The sequence below is a fragment of the Marinobacter gelidimuriae genome, from assembly GCF_000372805.1.
Classification (GTDB): Bacteria; Pseudomonadota; Gammaproteobacteria; order Pseudomonadales; family Oleiphilaceae; genus Marinobacter; species Marinobacter gelidimuriae.
In genome coordinates this window covers 40,594-63,133 of sequence record NZ_KB889862.1, presented here as the reverse complement: position 1 = coordinate 63,133, position 22,540 = coordinate 40,594, and the positions used below count along the sequence as shown (strand labels likewise).

General features: G+C 55.5%; 23 protein-coding genes, 2 pseudogenes and 1 riboswitch. Of the genes and pseudogenes, 8 read left to right on the top strand and 17 right to left on the bottom strand.

Translation table 11 applies throughout. From position 1 onward, the window contains the following. The first annotated feature begins 140 nt into the window (after positions 1-140). Positions 141-1,517 (top strand): MFS transporter, encoded by a 1,377-nt coding sequence (locus A3OI_RS0104085; protein WP_018403059.1) that lies wholly within the window; start codon positions 141-143, stop codon positions 1,515-1,517. 51 nt (positions 1,518-1,568) lie between these two features. Here the strand turns inward: A3OI_RS0104085 and A3OI_RS0104080 are convergent, their stop codons facing one another. The 4 genes from A3OI_RS0104080 to A3OI_RS0104065 form a co-directional block, all read right to left on the bottom strand. After that, positions 1,569-1,916, bottom strand: a complete 348-nt coding sequence (locus A3OI_RS0104080) for a DUF6488 family protein (RefSeq protein WP_018403058.1) — start codon at positions 1,914-1,916, stop codon at positions 1,569-1,571. A 29-nt stretch (positions 1,917-1,945) separates the two neighbouring features. Continuing rightward, on the bottom strand, positions 1,946-2,542 hold the full coding sequence (locus A3OI_RS0104075; RefSeq protein ID WP_018403057.1) for a hypothetical protein: 597 nt from the start codon (positions 2,540-2,542) through the stop codon (positions 1,946-1,948). An 11-nt stretch (positions 2,543-2,553) separates the two neighbouring features. After that, a complete protein-coding gene (locus A3OI_RS0104070; RefSeq protein ID WP_018403056.1) occupies positions 2,554-3,285 on the bottom strand; it encodes a HupE/UreJ family protein in 732 nt (243 codons plus the stop codon). Between the two features lie 68 nt (positions 3,286-3,353). Beyond that, the gene (locus A3OI_RS0104065; protein WP_155903013.1) at positions 3,354-3,734 is read right to left on the bottom strand and encodes a hypothetical protein; all 381 of its coding nucleotides are present in this window, start codon (positions 3,732-3,734) and stop codon (positions 3,354-3,356) included. Between the two features lie 228 nt (positions 3,735-3,962). Here A3OI_RS0104065 and A3OI_RS21635 point away from each other — a divergent pair, with 228 nt between their 5' ends. The 3 genes from A3OI_RS21635 (at position 3,963) to A3OI_RS0104055 (ending at position 6,189) form a co-directional block, all read left to right on the top strand. Continuing rightward, the gene (locus A3OI_RS21635) at positions 3,963-4,313 is read left to right on the top strand and encodes an ArsR/SmtB family transcription factor (protein WP_081622878.1); all 351 of its coding nucleotides are present in this window, start codon (positions 3,963-3,965) and stop codon (positions 4,311-4,313) included. 12 nt (positions 4,314-4,325) lie between these two features. Continuing rightward, on the top strand, positions 4,326-5,411 hold the full coding sequence (gene arsB / locus A3OI_RS0104060) for an ACR3 family arsenite efflux transporter (protein WP_018403054.1): 1,086 nt from the start codon (positions 4,326-4,328) through the stop codon (positions 5,409-5,411). Between the two features lie 44 nt (positions 5,412-5,455). Then, positions 5,456-5,618: riboswitch (yybP-ykoY riboswitch) on the top strand. A 13-nt stretch (positions 5,619-5,631) separates the two neighbouring features. Then, entirely contained in the window at positions 5,632-6,189 is a 558-nt protein-coding gene (locus tag A3OI_RS0104055; protein WP_018403053.1) for a manganese efflux pump MntP, read from the top strand. Positions 6,190-6,233: 44 nt separating this feature from the next. Here the strand turns inward: A3OI_RS0104055 and A3OI_RS23640 are convergent, their stop codons facing one another. Together A3OI_RS23640 and A3OI_RS19310 are read right to left on the bottom strand one after the other, a co-directional pair. Then, positions 6,234-6,434 carry a hypothetical protein gene (locus A3OI_RS23640; RefSeq protein ID WP_018403052.1) on the bottom strand — a complete coding sequence of 67 codons (201 nt, stop codon included), beginning with the start codon at positions 6,432-6,434 and terminating at the stop codon, positions 6,234-6,236. A gap of 538 nt (positions 6,435-6,972) precedes the next feature. Next, a pseudogene (locus A3OI_RS19310) lies at positions 6,973-7,752 on the bottom strand (TonB-dependent receptor domain-containing protein); the annotation flags it as partial. 36 nt (positions 7,753-7,788) lie between these two features. Between A3OI_RS19310 and A3OI_RS21625 the strand changes: the two are divergent. Both A3OI_RS21625 and A3OI_RS19305 read left to right on the top strand, forming a co-directional pair. Then, entirely contained in the window at positions 7,789-8,340 is a 552-nt protein-coding gene (locus tag A3OI_RS21625) for an efflux RND transporter permease subunit (protein WP_407635510.1), read from the top strand. A gap of 366 nt (positions 8,341-8,706) precedes the next feature. Next, positions 8,707-9,028, top strand: a pseudogene (locus tag A3OI_RS19305) (tRNA 2-thiocytidine(32) synthetase TtcA); the annotation flags it as partial. An 18-nt stretch (positions 9,029-9,046) separates the two neighbouring features. On the opposite strand, the gene A3OI_RS0104030 reads toward A3OI_RS19305, so the two are convergent. The 10 genes from A3OI_RS0104030 to A3OI_RS0103985 all read right to left on the bottom strand — a co-directional run bounded on the left by A3OI_RS0104030 (position 9,047) and on the right by A3OI_RS0103985 (position 18,405). Then, positions 9,047-9,748, bottom strand: a complete 702-nt coding sequence (locus A3OI_RS0104030) for a sulfite exporter TauE/SafE family protein (RefSeq protein WP_018403050.1) — start codon at positions 9,746-9,748, stop codon at positions 9,047-9,049. Further along, the gene (ccoS, locus tag A3OI_RS0104025) at positions 9,748-10,047 is read right to left on the bottom strand and encodes a cbb3-type cytochrome oxidase assembly protein CcoS (RefSeq protein ID WP_018403049.1); all 300 of its coding nucleotides are present in this window, start codon (positions 10,045-10,047) and stop codon (positions 9,748-9,750) included. Before ccoS ends, A3OI_RS0104030 begins: the two co-directional genes overlap by 1 nt. A 37-nt stretch (positions 10,048-10,084) precedes the next feature. Continuing rightward, on the bottom strand, positions 10,085-12,538 hold the full coding sequence (locus A3OI_RS0104020; protein ID WP_026223985.1) for a heavy metal translocating P-type ATPase: 2,454 nt from the start codon (positions 12,536-12,538) through the stop codon (positions 10,085-10,087). Beyond that, positions 12,535-13,038 (bottom strand): FixH family protein, encoded by a 504-nt coding sequence (locus A3OI_RS0104015; RefSeq protein WP_018403047.1) that lies wholly within the window; start codon positions 13,036-13,038, stop codon positions 12,535-12,537. Before A3OI_RS0104015 ends, A3OI_RS0104020 begins: the two co-directional genes overlap by 4 nt. A gap of 54 nt (positions 13,039-13,092) precedes the next feature. Then, complete coding sequence (gene ccoG / locus A3OI_RS0104010; protein WP_018403046.1) at positions 13,093-14,523, bottom strand: cytochrome c oxidase accessory protein CcoG; 1,431 nt, start codon at positions 14,521-14,523, stop codon at positions 13,093-13,095. A 167-nt stretch (positions 14,524-14,690) separates the two neighbouring features. After that, positions 14,691-15,581, bottom strand: coding sequence for a cytochrome-c oxidase, cbb3-type subunit III (ccoP, locus tag A3OI_RS0104005; protein WP_018403045.1), 891 nt, complete (start codon positions 15,579-15,581; stop codon positions 14,691-14,693). Next, positions 15,578-15,763 (bottom strand): CcoQ/FixQ family Cbb3-type cytochrome c oxidase assembly chaperone, encoded by a 186-nt coding sequence (locus tag A3OI_RS0104000; protein WP_018403044.1) that lies wholly within the window; start codon positions 15,761-15,763, stop codon positions 15,578-15,580. Before A3OI_RS0104000 ends, ccoP begins: the two co-directional genes overlap by 4 nt. 4 nt (positions 15,764-15,767) lie before the next feature. Further along, a complete protein-coding gene (ccoO, locus tag A3OI_RS0103995) occupies positions 15,768-16,376 on the bottom strand; it encodes a cytochrome-c oxidase, cbb3-type subunit II (protein WP_018403043.1) in 609 nt (202 codons plus the stop codon). A gap of 14 nt (positions 16,377-16,390) precedes the next feature. Then, positions 16,391-17,821, bottom strand: a complete 1,431-nt coding sequence (gene ccoN, locus A3OI_RS0103990) for a cytochrome-c oxidase, cbb3-type subunit I (RefSeq protein WP_018403042.1) — start codon at positions 17,819-17,821, stop codon at positions 16,391-16,393. 293 nt (positions 17,822-18,114) lie between these two features. Further along, positions 18,115-18,405: an antibiotic biosynthesis monooxygenase family protein gene (locus tag A3OI_RS0103985; RefSeq protein WP_018403041.1), complete on the bottom strand. Its 291-nt coding sequence runs from the start codon at positions 18,403-18,405 to the stop codon at positions 18,115-18,117. Between the two features lie 97 nt (positions 18,406-18,502). Between A3OI_RS0103985 and tusA the strand changes: the two genes are divergently transcribed. After that, positions 18,503-18,742 carry a sulfurtransferase TusA gene (gene tusA, locus A3OI_RS0103980; RefSeq protein WP_018403040.1) on the top strand — a complete coding sequence of 80 codons (240 nt, stop codon included), beginning with the start codon at positions 18,503-18,505 and terminating at the stop codon, positions 18,740-18,742. A gap of 11 nt (positions 18,743-18,753) precedes the next feature. On the opposite strand, the gene dsbD is transcribed toward tusA, so the two are convergent. After that, positions 18,754-20,688: a protein-disulfide reductase DsbD gene (dsbD, locus tag A3OI_RS0103975; RefSeq protein WP_018403039.1), complete on the bottom strand. Its 1,935-nt coding sequence runs from the start codon at positions 20,686-20,688 to the stop codon at positions 18,754-18,756. 456 nt (positions 20,689-21,144) lie between these two features. Between dsbD and A3OI_RS0103970 the strand changes: the two genes are divergently transcribed. Beyond that, positions 21,145-22,536 carry a DEAD/DEAH box helicase gene (locus A3OI_RS0103970; RefSeq protein ID WP_018403038.1) on the top strand — a complete coding sequence of 464 codons (1,392 nt, stop codon included), beginning with the start codon at positions 21,145-21,147 and terminating at the stop codon, positions 22,534-22,536. Positions 22,537-22,540: the final 4 nt, after the last annotated feature.

The window sequence follows — 22,540 nt, the reverse complement described above, 5'->3', positions numbered from 1 at the left end:
ATCCCGGGCCGTCTCATCCATGACGGCGATTTGAGTAGCTTGATCGGTAATGCCTTATCTGGCGTGTTTTACTGTGACGGCGCTTCGCGGATAGGCGTGAGCCTACCGCGCGTTAGCTCTTCGTTTCGGAGTCATGGCAATTGAGTGTCTTCTCTCCACTAAGCATTCACACCTACAAACGCCTTTTCAGTGCGCAGGTCATCGCCCTGGCGGGAACCGGTTTGACGACGGTTGCCCTAGCGCTGCTGGCTCATGACTTGGCGGGCGGCAATGCAGGCCAGGTGCTAGGCATTGCGCTGGCGCTGAAGATGGTCGCCTATGTTGTCGTGGCTCCGCTGTTTGGTGCCATAGCTCAAAAACTTCCGCGCCGCTCTCTGCTGGTGACGCTGGATATTCTCAGGGCCTGCGTGGTGGCGGTAATGCCCTTTGTCACCGAGGTCTGGCAGATTTACGTGCTGGTTTTTGTTCTCAACGTGTTTTCGGCGGGCTTCACGCCGGTGTTCCAGGCGACGATCCCCGATATCGTGACCGATAAGGACGAGTACACCAAGGCGCTGTCACTGTCCCGCCTGGCCTACGATCTGGAAAACCTGCTGAGCCCGATGCTCGCGGCCGCAATGATTACCATAATGACGTTCGATGTGCTTTTTCTGATGAATGGTGTCGCTTTTATCCTCTCGGCCTCCTTTGTTTTATCCGTCACCTTGCCTGGACGCACAGACCGCTCTTATGGTGAACCCTTTTGGATGAGAGTCACCAAAGGCACGCGCATTTATTTGAAAACGCCAAGGCTCAAAGGATTGCTCGCCCTGAGCATGGTGGTGTCTTCGGCAGGGGCCATGCAGATCGTCAACACCGTTGTTTATGTGCGAACCTATCTCGGGCTTGCCGAGGAATGGGTCGCCATTGCCTTTGCAGCCGCGGGTGGTGGTTCCATGGTTGTGGCGTTCACACTGCCGGGCATTCTGAGGAGATTTCAACCACGGCCCTGTATGCTGGCCGGAGGGTTGCTTCTGTCCGTGAGTGTTCTGGCCGGTGCCACAATGCCGGGTATCAGCTTGCTGGTCTTGCTTTGGTTCCTGATGGGTGCCGGGATGTCGATGATTATGACGCCAGCGGGGCGGTTGTTGACGAAATCAAGTCGGGAAAGCGACCGTCCGGCGCTGTTTACGGCTCAGTTTTCGTTGTCCCATGCCTGCTGGCTGATCACCTACCCCCTTGCCGGATGGCTCGGTGTGCAGATTGGTTTGATGGGCGCGTTTATTGTTCTTGGTTTGATGGCGCTCTTGTCGGTTGTTGCTGCCATGCTGCTTTGGCCCCGACAAGACGCCGACGACCTGCAGCACACTCATCATCAGACCACGCACGGGCATTACCACTATCACGATCAACACCACCAGCACGAGCATGAAGGGTGGGAAGGGCCTGAGCCCCACAGTCACGCCCACAAGCACCCACAACTGGTTCATACGCACGATTTTGTGGTTGACGATCATCATACCTACTGGCCCAAATAAAAAGGGCGCGCTACCCATTGAGTAGCGCGCCCTCTCTATACTTCCTGGATTTTACAGTTCGCCGGTGTGATTCGCTCCAACGGGGTTACCGAACTCATCCACAAACACGAACAGCTTGGCCTTGTTCTCATCAGCGGCCTGTGAGTTTGCGTACTCAATAACCCACAGATTACCGGCCGAGGTAGAACGCTGCTGCGGGCTGCCAGCCTCAACACCCTTCCACTCGGAGGACACCTGCTCCGAGCTGACCAGTTGCTGCTTTATGGCCTCAGCTTTCTGGGTTGCCTGTGCTTCGGAGATAGGCTCTGAAACACCGTGGCTATGGCCTGCGCCAGCAAATGCCTGGCCCGAGAATGACAAAACGATAGCGGTCGTGAACGAAAGAATGAACTTTTTCATGGAATAACTCCTTAACGATTATTGATTGATTACTTCTTGCTGATGCCGTCATAAAAACCGCTGGTCTGGAGGACGATAGTGACCGTCTCGTCGCCGCGATTACGCCAATACCAGCCATGGGTGCCATCAAATGGCGCCTCGAAAGCCCCGTTGGCAGCAGGTTCATTTCTTCCCTGCCAATAGCTGGTGAAATTGTCGCCGTCGTTAATTCGCTCACCGTGCATGTCAAAATTAACCGGGCCGCCTTCTGAGGCCCAGTTAAAGACCATGCGGTCACCGGCGTTCATGGTGGCCTTCACTTCAAGACCTTCATCCGGTTTCAGCGTGACGGTCGTGGTGTCGGAGCTGAGCGTGCTCTGAGTCTTCCACACAGGGCCTGCTGAAAGCGCGAGCAGGTTGTTGGAGGAGGAACCGGCTTCCGGAGATGCAGGCTCTGCAGCCTCTGCCTGGCTGAGCATGGTCAGCCCCATCTTCTGGCCCAGCCCGGTCGGATCAATGCCATATTCCGCAGGCAGAATAGCCGTAATCAGAACCAGCAGGCCGATGAGCGCCGCAACGCCGGTTGCCTTGATCAGGCTCTTTGTCGAAGGCAGCCCTTCACGATTCATATTTGAAATGTCTTGCATGATCTATCTCCTCAGGAAACCGAGTACAGGCCAGTCAGCTGATAACCCATCAGCATAAAACCGGTGCTCATTAACAGGACGTTGGCGGCGAACGCCTGGCGGGGAAAGACGTCGGATCTGCGCCAGAAATTCATGGCAATCAGAATGACGCTCAACGCCATTAGCTGGCCGATCTCGACGCCGACGTTAAACGCCAGGATGTTTGCCACCAGGCCATCGTCAGACAACGTGAAGTCCTGGAGCTTTGTCGCCAGACCAAAGCCGTGGAAGAACCCGAAGATGAGAACCGCCGCTTTGGTGTTGGGTTGAAAACCAAACCAGCGCCGAAATGCACCCAGGTTATCCATCGCCTTGTAGATCACGGAGAAACCGATAATGGCATCGACCATGTAGGCGTTGACGTTGGTTTCACTGAGCACGCCATACAGGAGCGTGACACTATGGCCCACGGCAAACAGGGTCACATAGATGCCCACTTCCTTCATGCGGTACAGGAAGAAAATGACCCCCGCCAGAAACAGGAGATGGTCATAACCGGTCACCATGTGCTTGGCGCCCAGGTAGATAAAGGGCAACAACTGTGCTCCGCTTGCTTGCTCGATGAACAGGGCATCACCTTCTTCAACGCCATGAGCAAAGAGCAGAGGAGAAAAGAACAGGCCGGCGAAGGCAACAGCAAAAAGCAAAAGCCCACGCGCACACCCTTCTACGCTTGAAAAGCGCAGTAACGGCAAAAGCGTCATTCGGGTATCTCCGAATTATGGAATCAAAACGTGTGAACGGCGGTATTACGCCAAAGTCAGGTGTGAATTCAGGCTTTCGGAGGGCGATATAACACGGCCACCTGCTCAGGCAGTGGCGATGGCGGCCGTTGTAATTCGGGTATGTTCTGCCCAAGGGGAAGTGGCACCGCTGCAAGATCCAATGGCATGTGGTTTTCAAACGCGCCCAGCGCATGGAGCAGCAGGTGATCGTCGTCACTCATCTCGACTGTGTCGACATGGAGGTGATCGAGAGACGAGGGGTGAAAATGCCCATGATCTTCAGCAAATTCGATCAGAGACAGACTCTGTGAGGCTTGATGTGCGTTCTGGTCCGAGGCCCACGCTCCTTGAAAAAGGATCAGCAACGACAGTGCTGTGACGATCAAAATCGCTCTGCCGGTGGTGGATTGGGTTTGGCTCAGAAACACGGAGTCTCTCATCAGTTGCGAGATTAACGCTCGGAGATTATCCAAATCTTGCAAGCATTGCAAAGGTCGATTTTTGCTACAGGAGGATCGTGACAAGGGTTGAGGCCATCACGACCATAATCGGCGCCATTCTCGCCACCCGGTGGTCTTGGGGGTTGTTACGGTTCTGGTTAGCTCTGAAATCGCCAAAGTTTGACTAAATCCTAGTATGTCCATATTGTCGGACGTATGGAAACGTTAAGTGCAATAACAAGCTTTGGTGCTCTCTCCCAAGAAACTCGATTAGAAGCATTTCGGCTTCTGGTTCGTCATGAGCCAGAAGGGCTCCCGGCTGGTGAGATCGCAAGACGACTGGGTGTACCACATAACACGATGTCAGCACATTTGTCTGTGCTTACCCGTGCAGAGCTTGTTCTTTCACAGCGCCAGAGTCGTTACATCATCTATCGGGCGAACTTGAATCGCGTGCAAGAGACGATCCAATTTCTGGTCAATGACTGTTGTGCAGGCCACCCGCAGGTCTGTGAGCCGCTGACATCTTCGCTGATCGCTTGCTCCGCCCAGTTGGAAGAATCATAAAGGGAGTCGTACATGACCGCATCTGAGCTCTCACAGGCCCCCAGCACGTCTGAAGGTATGGGGCTGTTTGAACGTTTTCTCTCGCTCTGGGTAGCCCTGGCCATCGTGGCGGGCGTTCTGATAGGGCAGTTTGCTCCTGCCATTCCCGAGGCCTTGTCGCGCTTCGAGTATGCGCAGGTGTCGGTCCCTGTAGCGGTGCTGATCTGGGCAATGATTTTTCCCATGATGGTGCAGATCGATTTCACGTCGATTCTCGGCGTCCGTCGTCAGCCCAAGGGACTGGTTATCACCACGGCGGTGAACTGGCTGATCAAGCCCTTCACCATGTTTGCTATTGCCTGGTTCTTTTTTACCGTGGTGTTCGCGCCCCTGATCCCCGCCGAACGGGCCAATGAATACCTGGCCGGGGCTATTTTGCTGGGTGCTGCGCCCTGTACCGCCATGGTCTTCGTGTGGAGCTACCTCACGCGAGGCGACGCTGCCTATACTCTGGTTCAGGTGGCGCTCAACGACCTGATCATGCTGTTCGCTTTCGCGCCTATCGTGGTTTTCCTGCTTGGCGTCTCGAACATTCAGGTTCCCTGGGATACGGTCATCCTGTCGGTGGTGCTTTACATTGTCATTCCACTGGGCGCCGGCTATTTAACCCGTCAGGCTGTTATCAAGCGGCGTGGTGTCGAATGGTTTGACAACGTTTTCATGAAACGCCTGGCACCCATTACCCCGATCGGCTTGATCATCACCCTGGTGCTGCTGTTCGCTTTCCAGGGCGACGTGATTATCGCTAACCCGTTGCATATCGTGCTGATTGCCATCCCGCTGATTCTTCAGACCGTCCTGATCTTCTTCATCGCTTACGGATGGGCGAGGGCGTGGAAGGTACCCCATAGCATCGCGGCGCCTGCCGGTATGATCGGCGCCAGTAATTTTTTCGAGCTGGCCGTGGCAGTCGCAATTGCACTGTTTGGTTTGCAGTCCGGCGCGGCGCTGGCAACGGTGGTGGGTGTGCTTGTAGAGGTGCCCGTTATGCTGGCTCTGGTGCGTTTCGCCAACGCCACCCGAGGCCACTTTCCGGTGGCGCAAGAGTCTCGCGGTTAAGTTAACCGCCTTCCAGTTTGATTCGTAAGGCGACTGTGCTAAATTTAGCGCTCTTTGGGGAGTAGCCTGCTTCCGGTATTCGGAAGAGTTCGTGTCAACATACCTGGCCAAACGCCATGGTGCGAACACCTCTCGGTTGGCGAGACCATCGATATATCCATGCCTGATGGTCGGGCGTGTGGATATGTCGTGGACTCAACGCCCGGCCGGAGAACATTGAATGAACCCCATAGCCCTTCTGTTGTTGGCTCTTTCAATGTCTACTGATGCGTTTGCAGTAGCCATAGGCAAGGGAGCAAGCCTTAAAAATCCCCATTTCTTCGAAGCATTAAGAATGGGCCTCATTTTTGGATTAATTGAGGCCATCACTCCCTTTATCGGTTGGTTAATTGGTAATATTGCCGCGTCTTATGTGGATGTTTGGGGTCACTGGATAGCGTTCGCGTTATTGGTGGCTCTTGGCTTACACATGCTCTATGAAGGCCTGAGTCCAAGTAGTGAAGTGGTAGAACAACCCTCCAGACATTCTTTTCTTAAGATTGCTCTAACCGCATTTGGCACCAGTATTGATGCAATGGCAGTGGGTGCAAGCCTGGCATTTGTAGAGGTGAACATATTTCTGGCCGCTGGGCTCATTGGCCTGGCCACAACGGTAATGGTTACGTTAGGCGTCATGTTGGGACGAGTCGTGGGTTCACTGTTCGGTCAGAAGGCTGAAATTATGGGCGGCCTGACACTGATTGCCGTTGGTGTATGGATCTTGTCAGGCAATCTTTAACTCTCAGCAATTGATCTATTCCACGCCCTTGGGTGGCAGTGCCGTTAGGAATGCGATGGGCGGAAACAGGTGAGTGCGTCGGCCAGCACGTGGAAATAGGCGGCTTGGCGATTATGATCGTCACCGAGAATCCAGGCCGATACGCCATTTACGATCAAACCTATAATTGCAATAGAAATAGCTTCGTTGAACGAAATGACAACCGGATTCATAAACAGTCCGGCTGCAATTTCCCAGATCATCATCACTAGAGTCAGTCCGACGACGATTAATGTGCGCTTTTCACCAGATCGTTTCTGGTCTTGCCCAAAAGCGTGGCCATGGTGCTATTTTGAAATATCTTTTTCATGCATACGTCCGCGTCCTAATAACAGCTTTGGTTGAGTAAGGCTCCACGGCGCCTGACCATCATTTTGATTAAACCGTCGTTCGCTCTACCGTTCGCAGTGTTTCGAGCAGCGCCGAATAGCCGACATTTCTGATTGGCGACAGATAGCTTGACAGTTACCGAGTATCACGAGCTTGGCCTGTTGATCACAGCCAACCTAGAGGCCGGAATAGTTTGGAGCGTTTTGACGCCAGCACTGGAATGAGTATCTCATCGTCGGTATTGGTTGTGACTCCCAAGCGTCTCAATGGCGAGGCGGCGATTGAATGCAGGAAGCCAAAAGATGACGTCAAAGAAAGAAGTGCTTAACGGTTTAAAAAAAGACCCGGTCAATGACCGGGTCGACGGATTGCTGANTTAACCCGCCNGAGGACGGAATTTGTCACCTTGAGACATCAGAAATCGANGCTGATACCCACATAGGCCGTGCGAGGCAGGTTGGGTCTGGCGCCATGGGGGCTGCGGGAAACGATTTCCTGGTCATCNAGGACGTTATCGANCTTGGCATAGACCCGGGTGGATGAGTTCAGGGCGTAGCTGCTGGAGAGGTCCACCACGGTGTAGTCGTCGGTTTNACGGAAGGTGTTATCANTGCCTGAGCGGTCACAGNTGTTGTCNATGCAGGTTTCGTCAACATACGAGANATTGACGTAGGCATCCCAGAGGNTGCCATCGCGCAGGCCTGCACGCACAGATNCGACATTTTCNGGCAAGTCTGCCANGTTGTCGCCCTTGCGCACGCTTCCATCGTCGCTGTCTTTGGTGACTTCGGCATTGGTGTAGGTCCANGTGGCCTGCACCGGCGCAGTCAGACCGTTGGCGAGCGTGAGCTCAGAGGCTGCCAGCAACTCGANGCCCTGAATCTTCGATTCTCCTTCGCTGACTGTCCCGGAATCAATGANCTGATTGCCGNCGCTGCAGGGNTTGGCGATGGAGCAGTTTCTNACGGTATTTTNATAATCGCTGTAGAACACGATGGCTTCGGCACGCAAGCCACCATCGTTATATCGTGCGCCAGCCTCGAAGTTGGTGCTCAACTCCGGCTCCACGTTAGTGCCGCCGGAGCCGGCGGGCGCCATGCCGCGGTGCACGCCACCGATCAGGGTAACCGTCGGGCTCAGGCGGTAGGTTGCGCCAAGGCCGGGCAGCACTTCGCTGGTGTCGTTGCTGGCAGTTTCTGTTTCACTGGCCGACGTGCGCTCCGTGAATACATGCTTCGCGCCAAAGAAAAGCTGACCTACGTGGTTCCGTTGACACTGGCTATCATCATCATCCTGCTGTTTCTGAACTTCAGGAGCTTTGCGGAAGTGGGCATCATCATGGGTACGCTTCCGTTCGCAATAATTGGAGCTGTTTGGCTGATGTATCTGTTGGGTTATAACTTCTCTGTCGCTGTTGGCGTTGGTTTCATTGCTTTGGCGGGCGTAGCGGTGGAGATTGGTGTCATCATGCTTGTGTACCTCAACCAGTCCTATCAGGCAATGCTTGCAACCTGCGAACAGAAAGGCCTGACGCCCAGGCGGGAAACACTCCGTCATGCGGTGCTTCACGGTGCCGGTATGCGAGTGCGGCCAGTGATGATGACCGCGGCTGCCATCATCGGTGGCCTGGTTCCGATAATGGTCGGCACTGGAACAGGTTCTGAGGTGATGGGTCGAATTGCAGCGCCGATGGTGGGGGGGTATGATCACTGCGGTCATTTTGGGCTATTGGTGATTCCGGTCTTGTTCTATTTATGGAGGCGCAAACCGCTCCTAAACTAGAGTTTTGGTAAAGTGCAGGAGCTCGGGGTGAGTGGGCTCTTGCACTGCGTGCCAACCTAAGCATGAACCAATTGATTTTGAGTTAACATAGAAATCAGGGTGCTTTAGGAGACCGTTATGCCAAAGCCGATGACACACATTCTACCCAATCCCAAGCTGGAAAAGCGGGGGCGTCCAATTTCTGTAAGGATATTTTCTACGGCTCTCAATTGATCGAGAAGCTTGGGGCTTCGATCGCGTGATTCCAGATACTGAGACCTGATCGCTATGGGAAGTGCCGGGAATTTATTGGAAAGTCGCTGGTATTCCTCTGCCTCACCGATGCTGGAAATTAGCTCAACTTTTCTTTGAGCGAGTTCATCCTTCAAACATTTGATGGTGCAATACCTGCAGGATCTTGGCATCGAACACCATATTATCGAGCGCGACACCTAAAGCGTCGTTAAAGACAAAAATCCCGCCGGTAAAACCACCTGTGGTTTGTGCTCGCGCCTGCGGCGGGGATTTTTATGCCTTCGCCGAGGCCAATGGGGTAACCAAAATTGCCCTTGGCCATCACCGTGACGACGGCCGAAATACGGTTATCCAACCGCTGGCCTATTGCCGTGAAAAGGGTCTTGAGCGCTTCGCCGAACTGCGAGGCTATCCGGTTATTCCCTGCAATTTGTGCGGTGTTCAGGAAAATCTGTAACTGTGCAGGTTCTGGCTAGTGTCCGCCACCGGTGCCCAGCAATGCCATCAGCGGCAGGGTCCAAAACCCGAACACAATCAGCATCACGCCGCTGAATTTACGGAACAACCGGTGGCTTTGCAGCCCGCGCACCCAGCGCGCGGCATAACCGGTGGCCAACATGGAGGGCAAGGTGCCAAGACCAAAGAAGAACATGGTCAGTGCCGCTGATGGCACGGTTGGCTGAAGCGCTGCCCAGCCCAGAGTGCTGTATACCAGACCGCAGGGCAGCCAGCCCCAAAGAGCGCCCAACGCCAGGGCCTGCAAGGGGTTGTGCACTGGCAGCAGTTTGCGGGTTAGCGGCGACAGTTTTTTCCACACCGGCGCCCCCAGCTTTTCCACATAGCGGATGCCCTGCCACCACTGCCCCATGGACAGCCCCATAAAAATCAGCAGCAGCCCTGCCAGAGTTCGTAATGCCAGCCCCATGGACGCCCATTGGCTTGCCGCCGAGGTGCTCAGTAATGCCACCAAGGTGGCAATTAGCGTATAGCTGCCAATGCGCCCCCCGTTGAACGCCAGCAGCGTGAGTGTCTGGCGCAGGCGAAAACCCTGGCCTACTGGCATTGCCATGGATAGCGACGCACTTATTCCACCACACATGGCCAAGCAATGGGTGCTGCCGAGGATACCGATCAGAAACGCGCTGGAATAGCTAAGGTAAAGTTCGCCCCCCATCAGGTGCTGCTATTGCCACGATTGTTGGCCGCTTCATCGGCTTTCGATGTACCTGCGTCAGCGTCAGTGTCGGTGTCGGTTTCCGGCTCATCTTGCGCATCACTGGCGCTGCGCCGGGTTTTTTCCAGCCCGGTGATGGCGTCTGCCGGAATCCGGTCTTTGTCGTCGTCATACAGAATGCGGTGGGCGGGCCCTTCCAGGTCGTCATACTGGCCGTTTTTGACCGCCCAGTTGAACAAAATAATGCCGCCGGTGACCAGCATCAACATTAATGGCACAAGCACCACAACAATTTCCACAATGCACTCCCGGGGTTTGGGGTTAAAAATCAGGTTATCAGCGCAGCGCCATGCTGCCAACTAAAGGCTGTGATTCGCGGGCTGGCGTTGGCATTTTGCCCAGGCGCAGCGCGTTTAGTACCACCACCAGAGAACTGGCGGACATACCGATGGCGGCCAACCAGGGTGGCACCAGGCCAGCCGCCGCCAAAGGCAGCGCGGCCAGGTTGTAAATCAGTGCCCACCACAAATTCTGGCGAATAACCTTGCGGGTCTGGCGACTTGTGGCCAGCCCTTCCACCAGTTGCATTAGCTGGCCATTGAGCAGTACGGCGTCGGCTTTGAGCTGGGTCAGGTCTGCGGCCGATCCCATGGCCACAGACACACGGGCACCGGCCATAGACGGCAAATCATTCAGGCCGTCGCCCACCATCATAATCTTACAGCCTTCGGCGTTGAGCTTTTGTAACACCGCCAGTTTGTCCTCCGGCGAGGCCTGGCCAATGGCTTCATCAATACCCAGCTGCCGGGCAATCTGCTGCACGTGCCCGGAGCGGTCACCGCTGAGCAAAAGGGTGCGAATGCCGAGCTCGTGTAAGGCCGCAATGGCGTTGGCTGCGTCGGCACGGGGCTGGTCGTCAAGCTGAAAACGGGCCAGCCATTGCTGGTCTGAGGCCAGCCAAATGGCGATACCTGTGCATTCAGGCGCCTCTGGCAAGGCCAGACCGCTGTGCTCGGCAACAAATTGTGGATGGCCGATGTACAAAGCCTGTTCGTCCCAGTGGCCAGACAAACCGCCGCCCAGGTAATTTTTGACGTTGCTGATCTGGGCTTTTGGCAAATCGTGAAACACCCTGGCAATGGGGTGTTCAGAAAACGCTTCCAGGCCGGCGGCCAGGCGAAGGCACTGGTCAGCATCGAGAGTGCCAGCGCTGTGCTGGTTCACCAGGCTGAGCTCACCACGGGTCAGGGTGCCTGTTTTATCAAACACCACAGTGTCGATATCGTTCATGGATTCAAGGGTATGGCCGCGGGTGGGCAGCAGGCCCAGTTTACGCAGCTTTACCGTGGCCGCGGTAATGGCAGTGGGAGTCGCCAACGACAGCGCGCAGGGGCAGGTAACCACCAGCACTGACAGAGTAATATCAAACGCGTTATCGGCGCCATACCACCACCAACCCAGCCACACGACAGGCGCCAGAATTAGCACCCGGCCAACAAATTTGCCAGCCATCCGGTCGGCCATGCGGGCTACCTTTGGTTTTTCCGACTGCACCCGGTCGAGCACCCGCAGAATACTCGACAAGCGGGTTTGCGCACCGGCGCTCACCACTTTTATGTCCAGCGGGTTTTCGCCGTTAACGCTGCCGGCGTGCACGGTATCCCCGGGCATTCGGGTTTCTGGAAGATACTCTCCGGTTAACGCGGCTTCGTTGAGGGTAGACTGGCCGCGGAGTATTTCGCCGTCGACTGGCAGGGTTTCACCCGGGCGGATGCGCACCACATCGCCGGCTTTCAGACTGTGGGCGGCAACAATGCTGGTTTCACTGTCTTCACTGCTAACGAGCGTGGCCACACTGGGCTGGAAGCCCACCAGGGCGTTACCGGACAGGCCGGCACGATAACGCGCCTGTACTTCAATATAACGGCCCAGCAACAGGAAAAAGGTGAACATGCACACCGATTCAAAATAGACTTCGTCGCCGCCCATTACCGTTACCCAGGCACTGGCGCCGTAGGCCAGGCCGATGGCAATAGCGACCGGCACGTCCATGGTCAGGTGGCGGCTACGAAGGTCGCGGCTGGCGTTCTGGAAAAACGGTTTGGCACTGTAAAACACCACCGGGGTGGCTACCAGAAGGCTGAACCAGCGGAAGAAGCTGACAAAATCCGACGATAGGCCACTGACCACCTCAAAATACAGGGGAAATGCCAGCATCATGCTCTGGAACGAGCCAATGCCCGCCACGGCCAGGCGGATCAGCATAGAGCGGTGTTCTAATTTCAGCGCCGTTTCTACTTCATCAGCGTGATAGGGCCGGGCGGTATAGCCCAGCTGGTGCACCGCTATCAGCAGGTCACTGAGCTGAACCTGGTCTGAGGCCCACACCAGTCGCGCGCGCTGGGTGGTGTGGTTGACGGTAAACGACAGCACTCCGGCCTGTCTCTGCAGGTGGTTTTCAAGCAGCCAGATGCAGGCCGCGCAGGTAATGCCGCCAATCAGAATCTGGGCTTCCTGGCCGGCTTTTACCGGGCTGACAAACGATTGTTGTACCAAAGGATGGTCAAGCTCGCGCAGGCGGCCCAGTTCTGCGCTGGTAAGCTGTCGCGGAGTGATAGCAGGTTCTGTGCGGAAATCGTAGAACCCGGCCAGGCCCTCCCGGCGGATGGTTTCACAAACGGCTTTGCAGCCCTGGCAGCAAAAGTGCCTTTGTGTGTCATCCAAAAGCAGGGTAATGGGCGGCTCACCGTTTGCCGGCTCGCCGCAGTGGAAGCAATTCAAGGGGGTCACCCTCTGACTAGGCCCGCTTTCAGCTTGAGTCCCTTCTCTGCTGGCAGCCAGGCTTCGCCTTTCAGTCGCCATTCGTTGGTCGGGCCGCGCAAATCGTAGTACCAGCGCCCGTCAATGTCTTCATTCATGCGCGCCGTGTAGTGGCCAATGCTTTCGCGACTGAACTGTACTACTCGATCGTACTTGTCCAGGGTAGGGTGGAACAGGTTCAGCACCAGATATGGAAAATCTTCGGTGGAGGTCAAGTTCAGGGACAGTTGGCGGCCATCAAACTGGATGTCGGCTTCCAGTTCCAGCTCGGCGGCCTTGTCGTCACGGGCTAATTCAAGGTTGATACCCCGACCTTCCTTCGAATAGTCGTCTGACACCATGCTGTCTTCCATGTTAACGGCAACCACAAGCATGGTCATACTCCACGTAATGGCAGCCAGTGGAGCGATGGTCAAAAACCAGAACCAGGGCTGGCGGTACCAGGGTGCAACGGGTGTTTCAGCAGTCATAAAGTTACGTCTCGGTTTTACATTCAAGCGTGGTACGTTGTAGCCCAAACGCCGTTAGCGCGTTGGACCGATAAATCGGTTTTCAGTTTCAAGCGTCAGAACAATTTCGTCATCAGAAACGGCTGTGAAGACAATATCGGTGTTGCTCTCGGTAATGGATTCCGGCGGAACGTCCACGACAGTTGGCAACGAGTATTTTTCGCCGCTTGTGACGGTGATCTGGGTCAGCGTCAGAATCTGGATGTCGTCCATGCCACTGACGCTCAAAGTGTAGGTTTGCGTTGCTTCGGACATATTGGCCAGCTTCAGGGTGTAGGAGTTCTCGATCCGGCCCTCGCCGTTAAATTTGAACAGTGCGCCGCGATCGCGCAGTACATCTAATTGCGCTGGAACCCGGCTGGCTACCGTATAGCCAATAGCGCCGATCATCAGCGCCAGCATAAAGCCGTAACCGAAGGTGCGCGGGCGCAGCAGTTTGGAGGTTTTGCCCTCCAGCTCGTTTTCGGTGGTGTAGCGAATCAGGCCGCGCGGGTAGTTCATCTTGTCCATGATGTCGTCGCAGGCATCGATGCACAAGGCGCAGCCGATACACTCATACTGCAGGCCGTCACGAATGTCGATGCCGGTCGGGCACACCTGAACGCATTGGCCACAGTCGATGCAGTCACCCAGGCCGACTTCATCGGGTTTGACTTCTTTCTTACGGCCGCCACGGGGTTCGCCACGATTCGGGTCGTAGGACACAATACGGGTATTGGGGTCGAACATAACCGATTGGAAGCGGGCGTACGGGCACATGTAAAGGCACACCTGCTCGCGCATCCAGCCAGCATTGAGGTAGGTGGCAATGGTGAAAAATGCCACCCAGAAGAAGGCCCAGCCATTGGCCTGCAGGGTAAACAGATCGACAACCAGTTCACGAATTGGATAAAAATAACCAACGAAGGTCAAACCTGTTGCTAGCGCAATTAGCAGCCAAATGACATGTTTGGCGGTTTTCTTTGCAACTTTTGAGCGGGAATTGGGCGCTTTGTCGAGCTTCATACGCTTGTTGCGGCCACCCTCGATGCGTTCTTCCACCCACATGAAGATGAAGGCCCATACCGTTTGCGGGCAGGTGTAACCGCACCATACGCGGCCAAAAAGGGTGGTGATAAAAAACAGACCGAAAGCACTGATAATCAGCATGCCTGACAGCAGAAAGAAGTCTTTCGGGAAGAAGGTAGCACCGTACAGGTGGAATTCGCGGGCTGGCAGATCAAAGTGAATCAACGGGTCGCCGTTCAGCGTCAGCCAGGCGAACAAAAAATACATACCCATCAACGCCAGCAGGCTGAATGTGCGGATACGCTGGAAAAAGCCCTTTATTTCTTTGACATAAATCTTGTTGCGACTTGCGTAAAGGTCAACAGATTCAGACCCCTTCTTCTTGTCGGAAGGCTCGTTGGCCGGGTCAATTTGTTGTACCGGAATCTTGGTGCTCATCGATTTCTCCGATGAAGGTAAACGGGGGGCAGGGCGCGAGGGATCCTGGAAGTGAATGCTTGATCTGTCTCAGGTGGATCACCTGTTTGATCACTTCAACTCTGTGCCCGCCAGCGGCAGACACAGAGTTGAAAGGACCGGGCCGGAGCGAACTCCGGCCGGTTTGTTCAGTTGGACATGCTGTAAACGTAGGCGGCGAGTATCTGAATCTGATCTTGAGACAAACGACCGCTCTGCGCGGGCATTTGGTTCTGACGGCCGTGGATGACCGTTTGGCGGATCCAGTCAAAGTTCGAACCATACAGCCACACGTTGTCGGTCAGGTTAGGCGCGCCGACGGCCTGCATACCTTTACCGTCAGCACCGTGACAAGCGGCACAACCCTGCATGAACACGGCCTTGCCGGCTTCAACAGAGGCTGGATCTTTGGCGCGGTCACTGAAGCTCAACACGTAGTTGACCACCTGGTCTACCTGGGTGTCGGTCATGTTGGGCATCACGCCTTTGGCCGGCATAACGCCCATGCGGCCGTTGTTCAGGGTGTGCAGAATGGCTTCCGGTGAACCACCGTACAGCCAGTCAGTGTCGGTCAGGTTAGGGAAACCCACTTGGCCGCGCGCCGCAGAACCGTGGCACACTGTGCAGTTGATGGCGAACAGACGTTGGCCAAGCTTCATGGCGTCGTCTACCTTGGCCAGCTCGGGTACCGCTGTTTTGCCATACTGTGCGTAGATCGGGCCGTAAAGCGCATCGGCTTCGGCAACTTCTGCTTCCCACTGGTTGACAGAAGTCCAGCCCAGCAGGCCCTTGTAGTTACCAAGGCCCGGATAGAGCGCCAGATAGCCCAGCGAGAACACAATGGTGGACATGAACAGATAGAACCACCACTTCGGCAGCGGATTATCATATTCTTCGATGCCATCGAAGGAATGACCCATAGTACGGTCGGTTTCCACATCGGAGGTCTGGCTTTTGCGAGTCGAAAGCAGCAACCAGGTACAACCGAAAATAGTACCGAGCATGATCACAGTGACCCAAATGCTCCAAAAGGTAGTCATTGTTTTTTCTCCGTTTTTTCCCGTTCAAGAGTACGCTGTTCGACCTCGTCGTCATCAAACGGAAGGTGCGATGCTTCTTCGTTCGCCTTCTTGCGGTGGGCACTGTACGCCCACCAGATGATGCCGATAAACATCGCCATTATGATCAGGGTATGAATGCCACGTAAGTCGTTAGTGTCCATTACATCACCGTTTGTTTGGAAGCACGGTGCCAAGCTGCTGCAGGTATGCAAGCAAAGCTTCGATTTCAAACTTGCCCTCTACTGAGGCGGCCGCTAATGCGATTTGCTCGTCGGTGTAAGGAACACCCAAGGTTTGCAGCCCCGTCAGCTTGGCAGCGGTACCGTTGTGATTGACAAGATCTTCGAACAGCCAAGGGAATGCTGGCATGTTCGATTCAGGAACTACACTGCGCGGGTTATACAGGTGCTGGCGCTGCCAGGCATCGGAATAACGACCGCCAACGCGGGCCAGGTCAGGACCGGTACGTTTGGAGCCCCACAGGAACGGACGGTCGTAAACGAACTCGCCCGCAACGGAGTAGTGGCCATAGCGCTCTGTTTCCGCACGGAACGGGCGAATCTGTTGGGTGTGGCATACATGACAACCTTCGCGAATGTAGATGTCACGACCTTCCAGTTCCAGCGCTGCCAGAGGTTCAAGGCCATCGATGGGTTCGTTAACGCTCTTCAGGAAGAACAACGGAACCACTTCGGCCAGAAAGCCACCACTGATGGTCAGCATGATCAAGACAATCATCAGGCCAATGTTTTTTTCAACTATTTCATGTTTCATCTAATATCTCTCCGTTACGCTGCCTGGGTTGCGGCGTTATTCTCGGCAACGGCGTCTTTCTGACGGACAGTCATGTAGACGTTGTAGGCCATAAACAGCATGCCGCTCAGGAAGATTACACCGCCCAGGAAACGGACGAAGTAACCCGGGTAAGAGGCTTCCAGAGCTTCTACAAAGCTGTAGGTCAGGCTGCCGTCTTCGTTAACCGCGCGCCACATCAGGCCCTGCATAATGCCGTTGACCCACATAGAGACGATGTACAGAACGGTGCCTACCGTGGCCAGCCAGAAATGGACGTTGATCAGGTTGGTACTGTGCATCTCTTTCATGCCCCAGAGTTTTGGAACCAGGTGGTACATAGCGCCAATACTGATCATGGCAACCCAGCCCAGAGCACCGGAGTGCACGTGGCCGATGGTCCAGTCTGTGTTGTGTGACAAGGCGTTAACCGTCTTGATCGACATCATCGGGCCTTCGAAGGTGGACATGCCGTAGAACGACAGAGAAACCACCAGGAAGCGCAGGATAGGGTCAGTACGCAGCTTGTGCCATGCACCGGACAGCGTCATCATGCCGTTGATCATGCCGCCCCAGGACGGTGCAAGCAGAATCAGAGACATCACCATGCTGGCGGTCTGGGCCCAGTCTGGCAGGGCAGAGTAGTGCAGGTGGTGGCCGCCGGCCCATACGTAAGTCGCAATCAGCGCCCAGAAGTGAACGATGGACAAGCGATAGGAATAAACCGGACGACCAGCCTGTTTGGGAACGAAGTAGTACATCATACCCAGGAAGCCTGCGGTCAGGAAGAAACCGACGGCGTTGTGACCATACCACCATTGCATCATGGCATCGGTAACACCGGCATAGGCCGAGTAAGACTTGAACGCGCTGACCGGCATAGCCAGGTTGTTAGCAATGTGCAGAACAGCGATGGTCAGTATGAAGGCACCGTAGAACCAGTTAGCCACATAGATATGCGGTGTGCTGCGTTTGGTAATGGTGCCAAAAAATACCAGAGCATAGACCACCCAAACTATGGTGATGGCGATGTCGATCGGCCATTCCAGTTCGGCGTACTCTTTAGAGGACGTAAAGCCCATTGGCAGAGTGATAGCCGCTGAGACGATAATCGCAGTCCAACCCCAAAAGGTGAAGGCTGCAAGCTTGTCAGAAATCAAGCGTGCTTGACAGGTACGTTGTACGACGTAGTACGACGTTGCGAACAACGCACTTCCACCAAAGCCGAAGATAACGGCGTTGGTGTGCAGCGGTCGCAGGCGGCCGAAGTGGGTAAACGGGAGGTCGAAATTGAGGGCCGGCCAAACCAGTTGTGCTGCAATCAACACACCCAAAGCCATACCAACAATTCCCCACACGACTGTCATGATGGCGAACTGCCTTACCACCTTGTAGTTGTATGTCAGGTTCGGATTCAATGTGCTCATAGCCTTACCATTGGGTTAGAAAGGGGTTTATGCGGGCGTAATTATGAGGAAAGCATTAGGCCTTTGCAATGATTCAGGTCAACTCCTGACACGCATCAAAAGTGGCGGAAATAGATGCGCGGCAAAGAGTTAAGTAATTAGGTGGTAATCTGGATTGACTATTTTCCCATTGCACTTACGCCACCTAACGTGACTCTCCGGAGAGAAACATGAACAAAAATACATGGTTGCCCAGCGTTGGTTTCTACGATGCTCCCACGATCGCTATGGTGATTGCCCATGGTGCCGAGGAGTCAGGATCCGCCCTGCTCGAGTATGGTGATTATTTCTTCGCGATCCATCATCGGCATCAGTTCCGCCATCAGCTCTTTGCGCTCTTTAGATTGGTACCACCGGTCCCAGTGACTGACCGAGCGCCAATTCGAAAGTGTAAAGCGGTTGTTTGGATCGTTTCGATTGCTTAGGGCTTCACCGGATATAAAGCCCGGGGTAGCAACCGCGTTTTGCAAAACCTTGCGCGAGCGGGTTTCGTAAGCGGCCTCCAGGGATTCGGCGATGTGCCGTTCAATTAATACTCGGATCATGGCGTGCCTCGGTTGTTGTGGTTCGAATTCTGGTGTCCAATAAACAGCAAGTTAACAGATTTTTAGGTTGAATCGACCCATTCTCAGGAGCTAAACCGTGGAAAACCCAGAATTTGATGCAGAACTCGATGCCCGGGGCTTGTACTGCCCGGAACCGGTAATGATGCTGCACAGCCGTATTTTGGACGTGCCGGCGGGCGGCATTCTTCGGGTAACGGCAACCGACCCCTCTACTGTGCGGGACATTCCCCGGTTCTGTCAGTTTCTCGGCCACGAACTTCTGGCTCAGGACCAACGCGATGGCGAGTTCCATTTTATGATTCGCCGCGGCGGTTAAGGTTTAACGTGTCAGCCGCGAATATCGACGCCGTTCAGGTGCTGCAAAAACTCGCTGCGGTTCATCTCACCCAGAATACGTTGGCTACCGATTTCCTGACCACTAACGTTGTAAAACAGGATGCCCGGCGGTCCGAAAAGGCCGAGCTCGTCTAGCAGGGCCTGCTGCTGTGGCGTGTTGGCCGTCATATCAAGCTGTATCAGGCTGTAAGGCGCCAGAGCCTGAACCACCTCAGTGTCGCTGAACACATTGCGCTCCATCACTTTGCAGGCAATGCACCAGTCGGCGTAGAAATCCAGCAACGCGGGTTTACCGGCTGCTTGAGCCTGTTGCAAAAGCTGGCGTATCTGCTGCGGTTCACTGGTGCGCTGGAAGTTGGCGTGGCTGGCCGCACTGCCGGTGCTGGTGCCGGCGCCGCTGCCCGCCGTGAACGGCGCCAGCGGCCGCAGCGGATCGCTGGCACCCGCCAGTGCGCCCGCCAGCAGCGCCATACCCCAAGCAAAGGCCACTAGCCCAAGCCCCTTGCGGGTGCGTTGCCAGCCGGCTTTGGCGGCGTCGAAGGCGCCCAGTTGAACGCCCACCACGGCAACCAGTAAGCCCCACAGAGTCAGAGTAAGCCAGGGCGCAAGCATCCGTTCCAGCAGCCAGATGGCGACGGCCAGCAGCATAATGCCGTAACCGTGCTTGACCGTTGTCATCCAGGCGCCCGAGGTCGGCAGAATTTTGCGCCCACCCACCGCCACAGCAATCAGCGGCACGCCCATGCCCAGGCCCATGGCCAGCAGCGCCAGACCGCCGATGATCGCGTCCTGGGTTGCGGAAATGTACAACAGGCTGCCTGCCAGCGGCGCCGACACGCAAGGCGATACCACCAGCGCCGACAGCGCACCTATGCCAAACAGGCTGGCAATGCGCCCGCCGGACAGGTTTTGGCTGGCATTGCTGAGAGGGTTGCGGATAAACGCCGGTAGTCGTAACTCAAAAACGTCAAACATGGCCAGCGCAAACACGGTGAACAGCGCGGCGAATACGCCCAGTACCACGGGCGACTGCAGTTGTGCTTGCAGGTTAAAGCTGGCCCCCAGCAAACCGGTCACCACGCCGGCTGCGGCGTAGGTCAGCGCCATGCCCAACACGTAACTTGACGCAAGCACCAGGGCATGGGCGCTGGAGCGGGTATTCTGGCCAGACACCAGTGAGGAAATAATGGGTATCATGGGCAGCACGCAGGGAGTAAAAGTCAGCCCCAGGCCCAACAGGAAAAATACGCCAACGATCAGCCATGTCGGCTGTTGGCTCATAAAGCCGGCAAGCCCACTGGCGCTGCGAGTATCGGACACAGCGACCGCCGGGTTGGGGCGACTGTTGCTGGCGTCAGATGTGGCATTGGATTTGACCACCTCGCCGGGCGCAGCACTGCTTAAGCCATTACTGTTGGCGTAAAACAGCAGGTCGCGGGTTTGCGGCGGGTAGCACAAGCCGGCACTGGCGCAGCCTTGATAGCTGACCTGAAGCTCGGCTTCGGTCACCCCGGGGGGCAGTTGAATGGGTTGCCGAGCCTGGATCGGATCGTAAAACACCGCCATCTCGCCAAAAAACTCGTCGTTGGTGATCACGCCCGGGCGTGCAAACTCAAGCTCTCCAAGGCTGATGCCCGCGCTGACCGGGGTTACGGAAATTCGGCTCCTATAAAGATAGTGTTCCGGTGCAATGTCCCACTCGAGTATGAGCGCGTCACCGTCGGTGCGGTAACTAAAAGGCAACGCCTGATCGACAGGAAGAAATTCGCCTTGGCCAGCGGAATTGCCGCCAAGCCAGCTTGAGAAGGTGGCATCCTGTTGTGCGAACGCGGTGTTGTGCGCCAGCAAAAAAACCATCAATGCGACAAGCGCGCTTAGTTGGCAAAAAGCCCGAGGCCGTTGCCGGGCCGTGGCAGTAACAATCATGTTGAGCCTTAATTGCAAACGAATGAGTGGAAACCGACAGCGGTGTAGAGGGTAAATGTTGCGCCAAGTTCCCCAAGTGTCCATCGGCGTTTTCCGGCGCAGCACTTTATGCCTTGACCCAGGCCCAAGATCGCGCTGGCATTGAGGCTGTTAAAGTCGCACAATAGTCCCCCAATGATGCACTGCTCAAACGATCTTATCATGCTATTTAATGGTTTGTTCCGTCAGCCTTGCCAGACTATTCTGGTGCCGGTGCGGGCGAATTTAAGAATATACCCCTGAGCGGCTCCAACAGCAGTATACCCTGCCGTGCAGCGGATTTTTACACGCGCTAACGCGTTTTTATGGAACCGAGGGCTTGCTCACAGAGGCCTTGCAAAAAGATGCATGGCGAGTTGCGCCATTATGGGCGGCTGTCGGTTCTGACTCCCGGAATACCAAGGACACCGAAACTGTATGACCATTGATAATAACCCTACTGACAGCAACCCGACGTCTACTGCTGGCAACGACATCTCCAGTGCTAGTGACAGTCCCGTTATTGACAGTCCTACTATTGATCGAAGCCACACCTCTGATTGGCGCTTTAGCGATCTGAATCTGGACCATCGCCTGCAGCAGGCCATTGCCGCCATAGGCTTTGAATACTGCACACCGATACAGGCCGAAACCCTGCCCTGGACCCTGGCTTGCCAGGATCTGATCGGCCAGGCCCAGACCGGCACCGGTAAAACCGCAGCGTTTCTGATTACCGCGATCCAGACCATGCTGGAAACCCCGATTGAGGACAGCAAGCGCTTTGCTTCGGAGCCGCGGGTTCTGGCGCTGGCGCCCACCCGCGAGTTGGCGATGCAGATCGCCAAAGACGCCGAGCAGCTGTGTGCCCATACCGGCCATAAAGTCGTGACCGTGGTTGGCGGTATGCACTACGACAAGCAGCGTGATCAATTACAGAACGAAGTCGTGGATATTCTGGTGGCAACGCCGGGCCGGTTGATCGATTTTCTGGGCTCTCAGGACGTGTTTCTCGACCAGATCGATATTCTGATTCTTGACGAAGCCGACCGCATGCTCGACATGGGCTTTATTCCGGATGTTAAACGCATCATCCGCAAGTGTACCCCGAAGGAAAATCGCCAGACGCTGCTGTTCAGCGCGACGTTTAACCAGGATGTATTGAATCTTGCGTCTATGTGGACCCAGAGCGCCGAGTTTGTGGAAATTGAGCCGGAGCAGAAAACCGCCGAGCGGGTTGAACAGACCGTGTACCTGGTCGGCGATGATGAAAAACTGAGGGTGCTGGTGAATTATCTGAAGCGCCCGGAAGTGGACAAGGCGCTGGTGTTCGCCAATCGCCGTGACCAGTGCCGTGATTTGGAAGAAGACCTGCGCAATCAGGGGGTATCGGTTTCGCTGATGTCTGGCGAGATTGCCCAGGCCAAACGCCTGAAAACCCTTGAGCAGTTCAAGGCCGGCAGCATTCAGGTGCTGGTGGCTACAGACGTCGCAGGCCGTGGTATTCACGTTAACGGCGTAACCCATGTGTTCAACTATAATCTGCCAGATAACGCCGAAGATTACGTACACCGTATCGGCCGCACCGGTCGTGCCGGCAGCACCGGCGTGTCTATCAGCTTTGCCGGCGAAGACGATTCCTTCGCCCTGCCGGCGATTGAAAAGTACATCGGTCAGAAACTTGCCAGCGAGGTGCCGGACGAAGCGTTGATGGTTCCGATGGACAACGCCCCGATCGCCCGCAAACGCGGTCGTCGGCCACAGGGCTCGCGCCCGACCGGTAACCGTAGCAGTGGCAACCGAAGCGGCAATAGCCGGCCGCGCAGAAGCTGATTCA

What these genes read in the sequence shown, in the direction of transcription:
- ccoN (WP_018403042.1), bottom strand. Translation starts at nt 17,821, where the DNA reads ATGAGCACATTGAATCCGAACCTGACATACAACTACAAGGTGGTAAGG.
- ccoG (WP_018403046.1), bottom strand. Translation starts at nt 14,523, where the DNA reads ATGAGCACCAAGATTCCGGTACAACAAATTGACCCGGCCAACGAGCCT.
- arsB (WP_018403054.1), top strand. Translation starts at nt 4,326, where the DNA reads ATGACCGCATCTGAGCTCTCACAGGCCCCCAGCACGTCTGAAGGTATG.
- A3OI_RS0103970 (WP_018403038.1), top strand. Translation starts at nt 21,145, where the DNA reads ATGACCATTGATAATAACCCTACTGACAGCAACCCGACGTCTACTGCT.
- dsbD (WP_018403039.1), bottom strand. Translation starts at nt 20,688, where the DNA reads ATGATTGTTACTGCCACGGCCCGGCAACGGCCTCGGGCTTTTTGCCAA.
- A3OI_RS0104080 (WP_018403058.1), bottom strand. Translation starts at nt 1,916, where the DNA reads ATGAAAAAGTTCATTCTTTCGTTCACGACCGCTATCGTTTTGTCATTC.
- A3OI_RS0104070 (WP_018403056.1), bottom strand. Translation starts at nt 3,285, where the DNA reads ATGACGCTTTTGCCGTTACTGCGCTTTTCAAGCGTAGAAGGGTGTGCG.
- ccoO (WP_018403043.1), bottom strand. Translation starts at nt 16,376, where the DNA reads ATGAAACATGAAATAGTTGAAAAAAACATTGGCCTGATGATTGTCTTG.
- A3OI_RS0104015 (WP_018403047.1), bottom strand. Translation starts at nt 13,038, where the DNA reads ATGACTGCTGAAACACCCGTTGCACCCTGGTACCGCCAGCCCTGGTTC.
- A3OI_RS0103985 (WP_018403041.1), bottom strand. Translation starts at nt 18,405, where the DNA reads ATGATCCGAGTATTAATTGAACGGCACATCGCCGAATCCCTGGAGGCC.
- A3OI_RS0104055 (WP_018403053.1), top strand. Translation starts at nt 5,632, where the DNA reads ATGAACCCCATAGCCCTTCTGTTGTTGGCTCTTTCAATGTCTACTGAT.
- A3OI_RS0104030 (WP_018403050.1), bottom strand. Translation starts at nt 9,748, where the DNA reads ATGGGGGGCGAACTTTACCTTAGCTATTCCAGCGCGTTTCTGATCGGT.
- A3OI_RS21625 (WP_407635510.1), top strand. Translation starts at nt 7,789, where the DNA reads ATGCTTCGCGCCAAAGAAAAGCTGACCTACGTGGTTCCGTTGACACTG.
- A3OI_RS23640 (WP_018403052.1), bottom strand. Translation starts at nt 6,434, where the DNA reads ATGATGATCTGGGAAATTGCAGCCGGACTGTTTATGAATCCGGTTGTC.
- ccoP (WP_018403045.1), bottom strand. Translation starts at nt 15,581, where the DNA reads ATGACTACCTTTTGGAGCATTTGGGTCACTGTGATCATGCTCGGTACT.
- A3OI_RS0104000 (WP_018403044.1), bottom strand. Translation starts at nt 15,763, where the DNA reads ATGGACACTAACGACTTACGTGGCATTCATACCCTGATCATAATGGCG.
- A3OI_RS0104075 (WP_018403057.1), bottom strand. Translation starts at nt 2,542, where the DNA reads ATGCAAGACATTTCAAATATGAATCGTGAAGGGCTGCCTTCGACAAAG.
- A3OI_RS21635 (WP_081622878.1), top strand. Translation starts at nt 3,963, where the DNA reads ATGGAAACGTTAAGTGCAATAACAAGCTTTGGTGCTCTCTCCCAAGAA.